The 13,233-nt window shown below is 25.2% G+C and carries 13 protein-coding genes and 1 pseudogene; 12 read left to right on the forward strand and 2 right to left on the reverse strand.

Annotation, left to right across the window (positions count from 1 at the left end; genetic code table 4):
• The first annotated feature begins 207 nt into the window (after window positions 1-207).
• The 5 genes from STABA_RS02935 (at window position 208) to STABA_RS02955 (ending at window position 5,094) form a co-directional block, all read left to right on the forward strand.
• Window positions 208-1,863: an amino acid permease gene (locus STABA_RS02935; RefSeq protein WP_156006370.1), complete on the forward strand. Its 1,656-nt coding sequence runs from the start codon at window positions 208-210 to the stop codon at window positions 1,861-1,863.
• Between the two features lie 133 nt (window positions 1,864-1,996).
• Window positions 1,997-2,575: a YqeG family HAD IIIA-type phosphatase gene (locus tag STABA_RS02940; protein WP_246157299.1), complete on the forward strand. Its 579-nt coding sequence runs from the start codon at window positions 1,997-1,999 to the stop codon at window positions 2,573-2,575.
• Entirely contained in the window at window positions 2,562-3,863 is a 1,302-nt protein-coding gene (yqeH, locus tag STABA_RS02945; RefSeq protein ID WP_156006374.1) for a ribosome biogenesis GTPase YqeH, read from the forward strand. The genes STABA_RS02940 and yqeH overlap by 14 nt, the downstream gene beginning before the upstream one ends.
• Window positions 3,864-3,887: 24 nt before the next feature.
• On the forward strand, window positions 3,888-4,856 hold the full coding sequence (locus tag STABA_RS02950) for an ROK family protein (protein ID WP_156006376.1): 969 nt from the start codon (window positions 3,888-3,890) through the stop codon (window positions 4,854-4,856).
• A gap of 19 nt (window positions 4,857-4,875) precedes the next feature.
• Window positions 4,876-5,094, forward strand: coding sequence for a DUF896 domain-containing protein (locus tag STABA_RS02955; RefSeq protein ID WP_156006378.1), 219 nt, complete (start codon window positions 4,876-4,878; stop codon window positions 5,092-5,094).
• Window positions 5,095-5,155: 61 nt separating this feature from the next.
• Here the strand turns inward: STABA_RS02955 and STABA_RS06080 are convergent.
• Window positions 5,156-6,508, reverse strand: a pseudogene (locus STABA_RS06080) (transposase family protein).
• Window positions 6,509-6,664: 156 nt separating this feature from the next.
• Between STABA_RS06080 and tkt the strand changes: the two are divergent.
• From tkt to STABA_RS02980, 3 genes are all read left to right on the forward strand, one after another.
• A complete protein-coding gene (tkt, locus tag STABA_RS02970) occupies window positions 6,665-8,635 on the forward strand; it encodes a transketolase (RefSeq protein ID WP_156006384.1) in 1,971 nt (656 codons plus the stop codon).
• 49 nt (window positions 8,636-8,684) lie between these two features.
• Complete coding sequence (locus STABA_RS02975; protein ID WP_156006386.1) at window positions 8,685-8,900, forward strand: YneF family protein; 216 nt, start codon at window positions 8,685-8,687, stop codon at window positions 8,898-8,900.
• A 110-nt stretch (window positions 8,901-9,010) separates the two neighbouring features.
• Window positions 9,011-9,685: an MBL fold metallo-hydrolase gene (locus tag STABA_RS02980; protein WP_170264687.1), complete on the forward strand. Its 675-nt coding sequence runs from the start codon at window positions 9,011-9,013 to the stop codon at window positions 9,683-9,685.
• Window positions 9,686-9,701: 16 nt separating this feature from the next.
• On the opposite strand, the gene plsY is transcribed toward STABA_RS02980, so the two are convergent.
• A complete protein-coding gene (plsY, locus tag STABA_RS02985) occupies window positions 9,702-10,484 on the reverse strand; it encodes a glycerol-3-phosphate 1-O-acyltransferase PlsY (RefSeq protein ID WP_156006390.1) in 783 nt (260 codons plus the stop codon).
• A 111-nt stretch (window positions 10,485-10,595) separates the two neighbouring features.
• Between plsY and STABA_RS02990 the strand changes: the two genes are divergently transcribed.
• From STABA_RS02990 to STABA_RS03005, 4 genes are read left to right on the forward strand one after another with little or no spacing between them, the layout of a single operon-like run.
• Window positions 10,596-11,282, forward strand: coding sequence for a hypothetical protein (locus STABA_RS02990; protein ID WP_156006392.1), 687 nt, complete (start codon window positions 10,596-10,598; stop codon window positions 11,280-11,282).
• A 33-nt stretch (window positions 11,283-11,315) separates the two neighbouring features.
• Window positions 11,316-11,582 carry a hypothetical protein gene (locus STABA_RS02995; protein ID WP_170264688.1) on the forward strand — a complete coding sequence of 89 codons (267 nt, stop codon included), beginning with the start codon at window positions 11,316-11,318 and terminating at the stop codon, window positions 11,580-11,582.
• A gap of 11 nt (window positions 11,583-11,593) precedes the next feature.
• Window positions 11,594-12,298 carry an ABC transporter ATP-binding protein gene (locus STABA_RS03000; protein ID WP_156006396.1) on the forward strand — a complete coding sequence of 235 codons (705 nt, stop codon included), beginning with the start codon at window positions 11,594-11,596 and terminating at the stop codon, window positions 12,296-12,298.
• A complete protein-coding gene (locus tag STABA_RS03005) occupies window positions 12,288-13,166 on the forward strand; it encodes an ABC transporter permease (RefSeq protein ID WP_156006398.1) in 879 nt (292 codons plus the stop codon). Before STABA_RS03000 ends, STABA_RS03005 begins: the two co-directional genes overlap by 11 nt.
• Window positions 13,167-13,233 lie beyond the last annotated feature (67 nt).

Raw genomic sequence — 13,233 nt, forward strand, 5'->3', positions numbered from 1 at the left:
AATAAATTACATAAATAACTAATAGGTGGGGAAAATGTTTAATATAATTTTTATCAACATAATAAATAATCGAAAACTTATGCACTAAACGTTTTGGTGCTGTTTTCAAAATGTTTGAGTGCGTATTTTGCTAAATGAACTTAGATTAATGCTAATGTTTTTTTGTTTGAAACAGATAAAATCTTTGATTTAAAAGGAGTGAAAAATATGTCAGAGAGGGCAAAAACGTTAACGAAATTGTCAATTATTTTTATGAGTTTTGCAATAATATTTGGATTTAGAAATATTATTAACAATCAAGTTCAATTTGGATTGTTAGCTTGTGTTTTATTTTTAGTAGGAGGAGCAATATATGCTATTCCTATGGTTTTATTAACTTCTGAATTTGGAAGTGTGCATAGATTAAAAGACCAAGAAGCTGGTTTGGGTTCATTTTGTGCGTTTGCACTTGGCAAAAAAGGAGGTTTTTTAGCAAGTTGAGCAAGTTATTTTGGAAACTTATTCTTTTTTGCAACAATGGCACCATTTACAGTAATTGCATTAAGTTTTTTCTTTTATGGGAAAAATGGATTTGATGAATTAGCAGTTGTGTTATCAGCTAAATTAAGTGATGCAACTGCAACAAGATTAAGTACTTGTACTTTAGCTTTATTTGCAATTTTATTATTTTGAGCAGGAACATATGTTTCTTCAAAAGGACCAAAATGAATTGGTAAAATAACAAATGTTGGGGGTACTGCAAGTTTATGTTTAGGAGTATTATTCATATTAATTGCAATGTTTTATGCATTACCAGTAAATGGAGTAGAAAAAACATTTGGTTTAGGTTCATTTAATTCTTTAAATGATAAAGATCAATTCAATGGAGATTGATGAAGTTTTATATCAATGTTTCCGTGATTAATTTTTGCTTATAATGGTATCGAAACAATTAGTGTTTTTATAAAAGACACAAAAGGAGGGGCAAAAGCCTTCAAAATAGGATCTACAATTGGAATGATTGTTGTTATGATTTTAATGGTTGTAGGAACATTGATGCTAAGTATGACAATTTCTCAAGCGGATATTAATAAATGAGGAATATCAAATTCATACTTTATGGTTTATCCTAAAATTTTAGGTATTGCTGAAGGAACAACTTGACATAAAATTATTATTCATATTGTTGGATTTATTACAGCCTTAAATGGAATGGGATCATTATTTTTCTGAACTGCTGCGCCAGCAAAAGTTTTCTTATCTGAAGTTCCACACAACACAATGGGAAAATATTTATCAAAGACAGATAAAAATGGAATTCCAATTAATGCTTTATGAATTCAAGCAATAGTTGTTAGTTTTATATTAATTTTAGTAGGAGCAACTACTTCTGGAGTTGTAACAGAAGAAAATGGGATAAAAACAGTTACTAGTTCAAGTGATTTTTTAACAAGAATTACCCAGGCAACAACTTCATTAGCAACTGTACAAATGTTATTTTATTTTTGAGGTTATATTAAATTTAGATGAAAAAATGATGATGAACCTAGAGACACGAAATTCTTTAAAAATAAAATTCCAGCTATAATAATAACGTCATTTGCACTATTTTTAGTAATTGTCGCGTTCTTCTTTGGGGTAATTCCAAGTCCAGTCTTATGAAAAAAAGATTGAGTTGATGCAATGATAACATTTATATTAGTTTTTGGTGGATTTATATTCTTTATGGGTATTGGTTTATTGGTTTGATACTTACAAGTTACAAGAAAAGGTATACAAGAAGATGGAAGCATTATTGAAAGATCATCTATAATTGATGCTAAAAATTCTAAAAAATTAGAAAATAAAGAAATTAAAATGCAAAAAACTCAAAAGAAAAACTAGTTAATGAATAATAATAAGATACTTTACAAATTATGTAAGGTATTTTTTATTTTAAAAATAGTGTTTAGATAATGACTTTATATACTTATATTATTGTATAATAAGAATATTAATAAAAATTGGAGTAAATATTATGTCTAGAAAGAAAAGTTTTTTACTATTGAACTATTTTAAACCATCTATTTATCTAGAAAGTTATAAAAAGATTAACTTAGATTCTTTAAAAAATAGTGGAATTAAATTAATTATGTGCGATATGGATAATACTTTAATAAGTTGAAATGAAAGAATACCAAATACTGATATTATAAATTTTATAAAAAGTGTATATGAACATAATATGGAATTTGTATTATTTTCTAACAATATAAGAAGTAGGGTAGAAAATTTTGCAAAAAAAGCAGGTATTAAAAACTATTTTTGAGATTGTAAAAAGCCACTTTTAGGGAAATTTAAATTAGTTAGAAAATTAATGCCATATAAAGAAAATGAAATTGTTCTAATTGGAGATCAATTAATAACAGATGTTTTAGTTGCTAATCGTGGTCATATAAAAAGTATATTAGTTTCGCCATTAGGAAGAGTTAGTGGAGAGAAAAAAATAGTTCAGTTTTTAGAAAACTTTATTTTAAATAGATTAGCTCAAAAAAATATTTTACATGAAGGTTTTTATAATGAAGGTGAATTAGGAGGTAACTATGAAATTCTCTAATGATAATAGTGATTTAAAAGACATTGAAAAACAATTAGATGAATTAGAAGACAAAGCACTCTTAGCTCATATTAATGGTGAAAAGAAAATCAATATTAAACAAAAAAATAAAGTTACCCTTACTGAAATGAGTGTTGGATTAGGTAATACAACAAATATTGATAATAAGGGGCCAAAAAAATGTGTAGGTTGTGGAATTGAAATGCATAATACAGATCAAAGGAAACCTGGTTATGTTATAGATGCTGAAAAACAAGATTATTGTTTAAGATGTTTCAAAATAAAACATTACAATAGTTTAGTTGAACAAGATATATTTGATGAAGATTTTGTAGAAATTTTAGATGAAATAAATAAAAATAAAACTAAAATTAGATATTACTATGTAGTTGACATATTTGATTTACCAGGCAGCAGATTAGAATGATTGGAAAAAATGATTTCACAAAAAGAAGTTGTTGTTTTGGTAAACAAAATCGATTTACTTCCTAAGATTGTTAACAAAGCTAAAATTATGAAATATATTAAAAAGTTTTTTGAAGATTCGCCTGTAAAAGATGCAAAATTTATTTTAACTAGTTCAATTAAACTGGAATATGTATATTCTTTAGTTAATGAATTAAAATCAATTATTTATGATCAATATATTGTAGGTATTTCAAATACAGGAAAATCAAGTTTAATAAATGCATGTTTAAAAGCAAATCAACAAGTTCCATCAATTGTTACAAGTAAATATGTAAATACTACATTAAATAAAATTAAAATTAATTTCACAAAAAATAATTATATATATGATACACCTGGACTTGTAAAACAAAATCATATTGCAATTGCAACTGCGCCAACATATTGAGATTTTTTCTTTTTTAAAAAAGAAATTAAACAAGTTACATATCAATTGTTAAAAGGTCAAACTATATTTTATGGCGGACTTGCTTGATTTACATTTGAAGATGGACAAGAAATAAATGAAATAAAAAATAAAATAATAAAAACAAGCTACCACTTTTATGTGAATAAACAAATGCCTTTACATAGAACAAAGTCTGAAAATACAGAAATGTATTTTAGAAAAAATAGACACACTTTATCACCAAGATTAAAAGATAAAGATACAAAATTTGAAAAAAAATATTTTGAATTCAAAGATGAAAAAAAGTATGATTTACATATCTCGGGATTAGGATGAATTAATTTCAAAGCATTTAAAGGATTAAAATTATCAATAACTATTCCAATTACTCAGTCTAATATAAAAGTAAAATTATTACCAGCTATGATATAAATATAAATAAAAGAGGTGTTTTTTATGAAACTAATTTTATCAATCGAAGTAGGAAATAAATTATCAAAAGTTGCACTTATTAATCAATACGGAGAATTACAACTAAATTTTATTGTGGAACACGATTTAAAAATTGGTTTAATTGAAAATTTACATAATAAAATTATTAAAGATATTAAAAAAGTTGGTTATGACATAAATGATATATATGAGAAAATTGGTATTGCCATTCCTGGTTTTGTAGATCATTCAAAAGGAGTGGTAAAATATGCTGGTATTTTAAATTTAAATAATTTTCCTCTAAAAGAAAAAGCGGAAGAATTATTTAAAAAAGAAGTTTTGGTATTAAATGATGCTAATGCAGCTGCTTTAGGAGAGTTTTGAATTGGTTCTGCAAAAAGATTCGACTCTATTATATTTTATACAATTAACGATGGTGTTGGAGGAGCATTGATTTTAGATGGAAAACTTATTGCTGGATCGCGGGGTTTTGCTGGAGAATTTGGTCATGGAAGCGGACTATTTGCAAAAAACTCACAACACAAATGTGTTTGTGGTGCGAATGGTTGTATTGAAAAACTATGTTCATCAACAAGTATTATAAATTTTTTTAAAGAGTTTTTAAGTAAGGATGAACCTAGTTTAAAAAAACATTTTCATGATGAAGATGATATTAAGCTTATAGATATTTATAATGTTTACAAAAAAAATATTGGATCTGAAAAAATAATTGAATTTTTAACAATAATTTTAGATCCGTTAATAAGACATATTTCATTGATGATTAATGCATTAGATCCTGAGGCAATAATTTTTTCAGGAGAAATTACTGAATTAAAAGATTTATTAATTAAAATTATTCAAAATAATTTAAAAAAATATGTTGTATTAAAATTTTATGACGGAACACCAATAAAAATTGCAGAATTAGAAAATGATGCAATTTTAATAGGGTCAGCATATTATGTTTTAAATGATTGAAAAATTACATAACATCGAATAGGAGACCATTATGGAAGATTTAATTAAAAGAATAAACGAACTTGCAGCCTTAAAAAAAGAAGATAAATTAACACCAGAACTTGTAGAAGAACAAAAGGAGTTAAGAAATAAATATATTGAAGCACATAAAAAAAATTTACTTAGTCAATTAAAAAGATTAAAATTTGTTGACAAAGATGGAAATGATATAACAAATGAAAAATTAAAAATTCTAAAAGAACAAAAATAAATAATTTATTTTTGTTCTTTTTTGTTGATTGTAAGCGATTATGTCACAAAAAAACAATATATTAATATATGCTTCTTGTATTTATTCTTTTCTTATTAAAGAAGTATGAATTACTATATTTTCATGAACTTTCAATTTTTGGTGGTTTAATAGACTCTAGTTCTTCTTTTTTAATTGTATATTTATTACCGTGAAGCCTATTTCATCTATTTCTATTAAGTTATATACATCATTACCAATTGAAGAATAATATTTATTATCCTGAGTTTTCATAACCATAACTTTTGTTTTTGGTTTTAAATACAGCGGCTCATACCCTGAACAAACAAACCATTTTTATTATCATAATCAATACTTGAACCTTTATTGACGATTCTTGTGGTTCTATATGAAAAAACAATATTTGGATTTTCTGTAAATTTTCTTACAACTGATTTACAATTATCAATAGGAGTTGAATATTTTTTATTATATTCTTTAATCAGTGTAGGTAAATAATCATTTAACTCTTCAATTGTTTTAATATTTTTGATTCGAATTCTTTGAGGCCATCTTCTTTGAAGGGTGCCAAAAGTTCTCTCAACCAAAGCTTTTTCTTGTGGTATAGAGGTAGTTTTTGTTGATACTTTTAAAGAATGAAAAATAAATTGCAATTGAGTACGAGACTCTGAATACCCTTCAGAGTCTCTATTTATTTTAGAGCTAAATACATTTCGATTGTCAGTTACATTCTTAATAGGAATGCCATAATTTACAAATGTTTCTTTATAAACACGATAATAACTCTCTGTTTTTTCTTGCTCGCTAAAATGTCCTGCTAAAATTATTTTTGTTGACTTATCAATTACAATGTGTAAATGACTTTTTACTCCCTTAATCCACTCGTGATTTGAAGCATCTGCTTCAAAAATTGCCCCAAAGTTTGTTTCTCTTTTTTGGGTTGGGTGAGGGTGTTTTAATAATGGAATTTTATTTTTGATTATAACTAATGGGTCTAAATCATTGTTTAATCGCTTTGTTCTTAATCTAATTTCTTTTTTGGTTTTTTTATGCATACTAAAAACTAACTCATTATTTTCTTTCATTATATTTCTTAATGAAGAATAGCTAATTTTATCTTTTCAACAATTTCTCAATAATCTAACATACTAAAATCATAATATTTTAAATTATAAAGACTAATTATTTTTTCTTTAATATCATGATCTATTTTATTTCTTGGGATTTTCCCAGTGTTTTTATGAATAAAAGCTTTTGGTCCAATTTTTTTATACTCTTTTAACTTTCTATATGTGTGTTTTTTTGATCAACCAAGAGTTTCTGCGCTTGTGTTTATGTCATGTAGTTTATTAGATAAACCTTTTATAACCTCTAATTTAACTTGTTTCATTATGTCTAATTCAATTCCTTTCATAATTTTGCCTACAAGTATATTGTACTTGTGACATAATCGCTTGTTAATTGTTTGTGACATAATCGCTTGTTATTCATAAAATAAATAATTTATTTTTGTTCTTTTTTGATAACAATTTAATTATAAATATATAATTTAAATATAAGGAGAAGTTATATGAATAAAAATAATAATAATTTAAATGCAATGAGAATATTAGGTTTAGAAGCAGTTAATAAAGCTAACTCAGGTCATCCTGGAATAATTTTAGGAGCAGCACCAATTTTATATACATTATTAACAAAATATATGAATGTAAATCCTAAAAACCCTGATTGATTTAATAGAGATCGATTTGTTTTAAGTGCAGGGCACGGAAGTGGTTTATTATATTCTGCTTTGCATTTATCTGGTTTTAATGTGTCAATTGATGATTTGAAACATTTTAGACAAATTGATTCAAATACACCAGGGCATCCTGAGTACGGTTATACTGATGGAGTTGATGCAACAACAGGTCCATTAGGACAAGGTTTTGCAATGGCTGTTGGTATGGCTCTTGCCGAAACTCATTTAGCAAAAAAATATAATAAAGATAATTATAAAATCATTGATCATAATACTTTTGTAATTTGTGGTGATGGAGATTTACAAGAAGGTGTTTGTCAAGAAGCAATTAGTTTTGCTGGAAGATACAAACTTAATAAATTAATAGTCTTTCATGATTCGAACGATATTCAATTAGATGCAAGAGTAGAAGTTGCTCAAGCTGAAAATATGCAAGAAAAATTTAAAGCAGCTAACTGAAATTGTATAAAAATTGAAAATGGAGAAGATTTGAAGGCAATTGAAAATGCAATTGAAAAGGCAAAAAAATCTGATAAACCTACTTATATAGAAGTAAAAACAATCATAGGAATTGGATCGACAAATCAAGGTACGCAAAAAGTTCACGGTGCTCCTTTAGGCGAAGATATAAAGATTGTAAAAAAATATTTTGATTGAAATAATCAAGATTTTGAAATACCAAATGAAGTTTATAATTTTTATAAAGAAAATGTATTAAATCGTTGTTTGAAAATTAATGATGAATGAGAAACTCTTTTTGATAATTATAAAAAAGAGTTTCCTGATCTAGCTAAAAAATTAATAAATAGTATTAACAAAAATTGAGATTTAGATAAAAATGAATTATTAAAATTAAATAATCGTCAAGAACAAGCTACGCGAGTTAGTTCTGGAAATGTTTTAAACTATTTAAGTGAAAAAATAGACGCTATCATTGGTGGAAGTGCAGATTTAACTGAGTCTACAAAAGCAAAAGGTGCTGATGGTCATTATGATTTTAATCATTTAGAAGGCAGAAACATAATGTATGGAGTTAGGGAATTTGCAATGGCTGCTATAAATAATGGTATCGCTTTACATAAAGGACTATTGCCATTTTGCGGGGGATTTTTTGTTTTTGCAGACTATATGAAACCAGCGATTCGTTTAGGAGCACTTATGAATATCCAAACATTGTCAATATTTACTCATGATTCAGTTGCTGTTGGAGAAGATGGACCCACTCATCAACCAGTTGAGCAACTAGCAATGATAAGAAGTATTCCTAATATAAATGTTTTTAGACCATGTGATATGGCAGAAACAATCGCAAGTTATTACAATGCATTAGAAATAAAAAATCAACCAAGTGTAATAGTTGCTACAAGACAAAATTTAAAAGAGTTAGAACACAATGATATCGATTTATTTGAAGCTGTTAAAAAAGGGGCTTATTTATACGCTGAAGAAGAAAATGCTAATATAACTTTAATTGCAACAGGTAGCGAAGTTAGTTTAGCGTTGGATGTTAAAAAAATATTAGAGCTAAAAAATCATAAGGTAAATATTGTTTCAATGGTTAATCAAAATGCATTTGACAAACAAGATGAAGATTATAAAAATCAAATTATAAATAAAAACACAATTAGATTTTCAATCGAATTAGGTTCAACATATGGATGACATAAATATTTAGGAGATAATGGTAAAGCTTTTGGATATGATAATTTTGGATATTCAGCACCAGCAAGTGATGTAATAAAAAAAATTGGATTTAAACCGGAAAACATAGCAAATAAAATTTTAAATATATTAAAATAAATTATATGATATATTTATATTGTGTTAATTTTTAAAAGGAGTAAATAATATGGAATGATGAGTAGTTTTAATAATTGGTATAGTATGTGCGGTTGTTGGAGGAATTATAGGGTTTATAATCACTAGAAAAGTGATTCAAAAGCAATTGAAAGACAACCCCCCAATTAATGAAAATCAAATTAGAGCAATGTACAGAAGTATGGGAAGAAAACCATCTGAAGCTGACATCAAAAAAACTATGAACGCTGTAAAAAGAGGGAAGTAATACCTTTTTTTATTTTGTATGAAAAAAAATTTTAAAAAAATAATTTCAATACTCATAAAAACTATTTAGTGTATAATTTATTGATATGATAAAAGAAGAAGGTGACAAAAGTGATACAAGTTTTCACAGATAATGATTTTAAAGATACAAATGCTTATTTAATATATAATGAAAAAAAACAAGGCATACTCATTGATACTGCTTATGAACGTTACAAAGATATAATAAGTTTTGTAAAAAAAAATGATATTAATTTAACTGATGTATTTATAACTCACGGTCATTTTGCTCACTTTTATGGAATTAATGAAATTTGTGAAATTTTAAATATCGAAAATGTTTACATAGGTAGAAAAGATATGATAATGCTTTTTGATGCTAATAAAAATACAAGCATATTATTCACAGAAGGATGATGTGCAAAACCTTTAAAAAATTTAAAGGTAATAGATAAAGAGTTAGAACTTAAAATAAATGGATTTTTAATTAAAACAATAGCTAGTGAAACTCATACAGATGGATCTATGATAATTGAGTTTCCTGAAATTAAATGTATATTTAATGGAGATACGTTATTTTTACACCATGATGTAATTGGTCCAACAAACTCGTTAGAAGAAGAAAAAAGAATTTTAGAAAATATAAAATGAATATTTAAAAACTATAGTAAAGGATATTCATTTTTTCCTGGTCATTTTGATTATGGTTTTACAATAAGGGATGTTCTTGATAAAGATAACTATATTAAGAAAAAATATAAGAGATTAATAAATTATAGCAACTAAAAAGCAACTAGTATTATTAACTAGTTGCTTTTTGTTTTTTAAAACTAAATAGTGTTGTTTCTTTTTTGTTAATTAATTTAATAATGTTATCTTTATGTCTAAAAATCAAAATAAATGATGATAAAGTTATAATAATGCAAATTTCTAAAAAACTTTCAGCATAATTAATTCTAGAACCATGTGTATGCAATGAATTCATTCAAACCAGTTTCCCTTTAAAGGTACCTCATAATGGTTCAAAAAAACTCATTCCTTTTAATCATTGATCATTATTTAATTCCATTGAATTTACTCCTGAAAATACAGGTATCCAAATTGCTACTAAAGCAAATAATGAACTAAAAATTGATGAAACACTAACAATTCTAAACGTTAAAATTAAAATTACTCAAACAAAAAAGAAAATTAAACATATCGCTCAATTTATTAAAGCTGTTAATCCTAAAAAACAACTTACAGCTTTTCCACCTTTAAATTTATAATATATCGGGAAACAATGACCGATAAGAGCGAAGAATCCAGGTATATAAAAACTAGTATATTGAAACGCCTCGTTAGGTATATAAGTAAAAATAAGAGCGACAAACGCTGTTATAAAAACCTTTGAAGCATCTAATAACATTATTAAAATACCTCATTTTTTTCCTAATTTTCTACTCGCATTTGTAGCGCCAGCATTTTTACTACCAAAATTTCTTATGTCTTCTTTTGTCTTTAGTTTAACTATCATTATAGAAAAACTAAAACTACCTATTAAATATCCTATGATTGATGCTAAAACAGTTCCTATTACATACATAGATTAATTAATCCACCTTCTATGATTTCAATAGTTTGATTTTACTACATTTGAATATATATATTCAACTTTTAATGTAAAATATTATTATAAAAAAGTTAAGGAGTTTTTATGGGTTTAAATGAACAAATTAATTTAAAAAATATAATATTTAGTCTTTATAAAAAAGATAGTGAAGATTTAATAAAGTCAAAAAAATTTGAATTATCTGAAATCATTAAAAATGAATTAATTACTTTAGCTATGACTAGTAATTTAAAGACTTTATTTGAAGGTTTAACAAATATATTTGAAAAAAACCTCGTTTCAAATAATTTTAATTTAAGTTTAATGTTAACTTTATTCTTGCAAAGATATAATTATTTTTATCATACAGAAATTGAATGAGAAAAACATTGCAAAACTATTAATAAAGTAGTATTTAAAGACACAGGTTCTTTTTTTATAGACTATATTGCATTTTTTTTTGACAATCAAATAAATATATATAATGAAAATTATATTTCAATTTTATCATTTTATAAGGTACAAGAGTGAAATAATTCTTTCTATAAAAAACTTATATCTTTAACAAGTGATATAAAACATGCAAATGATTTTCAAATAAAGTTAAGTGCAACAGAAAAATTGGTAAAGTTTTTACAAAATACAAAAAACATTTATTCTTCATTAGAAGGTGTTGGAGTGGAAAGCGAAAAAAAAGAATTTTTAGCTCACTCCAATGAAATAAAAATAGTTTATCAATCAATGAATAAATTAATAAATCAGATTTTAATAAAACTAATTAATAGAGGGTAAAAGGAAAAAAACATGTTTGAAAAATATAATGATATGCCAAAAAATGAATTAATATATGCAAAAGAAAAATTAAATGAAAAAATAAACTTATTAAAAACAGATGAAAAAAAGCTTGAAAAAAAATTAAAAAGAAATTTAGCTTGATGATTTTTATTTCCTATTTTTGGATTATTTATTTACAATTCTCTTTATGTAAAAAGAAGACAAAATAGTGAAACTGGAGAAGAACTTTTAAAAATTAAAACTGAAATGACAATGTTAGAACTTGAAGTTAGAATAATAGAAACAAAAATTATCTAATAGGAGATTTTATGAGTTTGATAGAAGTAAAAGATATAACAAAAAAATATAAAGATAAAATTATATTTGAAAATATATCATTCTCTGTAAACGAAGGAGAATCTGTTGCTATACTTGGAAAAAATGGCGCTGGAAAAACAACGCTTGTTGAAATTATTGCTCAAATGGCAAAACCAAGTAAAGGAGAAGCTGTTATAAATATAGATAACAATCTTAAACAAGAGATAGGAATACAATTTCAAGAAGGTAATTGACCTTCTGGTCTATGCGCGAAAGATATAATAGATTTTTATTTAACTGTATTTGATAATTTTAATAAAGAGAACTTTGAAAAGCTAAATCATACATTTGAGATTATGGAATTTTACAAAACTCCTTTGAGTAAACTTTCTGGTGGTCAAAAACAAAGATTTAATGCTTTATTATCTGTTATAAATGATCCTAAATTAATCATTTTAGACGAACTTACAACAGGTTTGGATATGGAATTGCAATTTAAAATCTTAAGTTATTTTCAAGAGAAAATAAAAGATAAAAAAACATTAATAATAGTTTCTCATCATCCAGAAGAAGTAGAAAGATTATGTAATAGGATAATTATTATTGATAATAAAAAAATTTTAATGGATAAAAAAATAGATCAAGTTACAAAAGAATTCAAAAGTGTAAGAAATTTAATGGAAAAATTTTATAAGGGTGATTTTGATGAAAAATAAAACAGATAATCAAAAAAATTATAAAGTTATATTTAAGCATAAAAAAAAGCTTTTAGTATTTAAGCAATTATTCAAACTAATTGCTAAAGCATTTTTTAAAAATGTAAGGGGTCCATTATTCTCTTATGTGATACCAATTTTTTTTACAACTATTTTTTATTTTTTATTTTCCGGACAAATAACAACAAATAAAGGAAGTGCAATTCTCGGTTATATTGCATTACCTTGTTTAACAATATTAACTTCATTATCAGCTTCAATTGTGGAATGAAAAAACTCAGTTTTTCTAAAAAGAATTGATACAACTGGAATAAGTAAAAAGAATTTTATATTTTGTATATGATCATTTTATTTTTTAGTTAGTTGATCTGGTGTATTTCTAGAAATTTTAGCAGGACTAGCTATTGGAAGAAATGATGTTATCGAATTATACAAAAATTTAGATTGAGGATATTTTATCTTAGCGATTAGTTTGATAACATTAATGGCTATTGGGATTGCAACTTTAATTGGGGGTAATTTGAGTGATGATGGGGCAAACCAAGGTATTTCTATGATTGTCTATTTCATAACCATTTTCTTTTCAGGAGTTATGTTAGATCCGAGATTATACGAAAGTGTAGGAAGCGCAAGATATTTCACTTATTTTATAGCTTTAAAATATCCAGTTGCAATCTTATTATTTTCTCAATATAAAGATGGAAATTGAAATGATGCTGGATTTAATACTGGAAGGTGAAATCCCTTGGAAGATGCTAAATTTCATGATTTTACAAGTACATGACAACCAGTTTTAGGTTCGTTATTAATAGTAATAGCATTATTTGTAATATCTGCATTAACATTTAAGTGAAATAAAAAAAGATAATATGTTTTAAAACATATGTAAAAAATTGAGTTAGATAAAAATATGCTATAATTTTCACAAGAGGGCT

The sequence above is a fragment of the Spiroplasma tabanidicola genome (assembly GCF_009730595.1).
GTDB classification, from domain to species: domain Bacteria; phylum Bacillota_I; class Bacilli_A; order Mycoplasmatales; family Mycoplasmataceae; genus Spiroplasma_A; species Spiroplasma_A tabanidicola.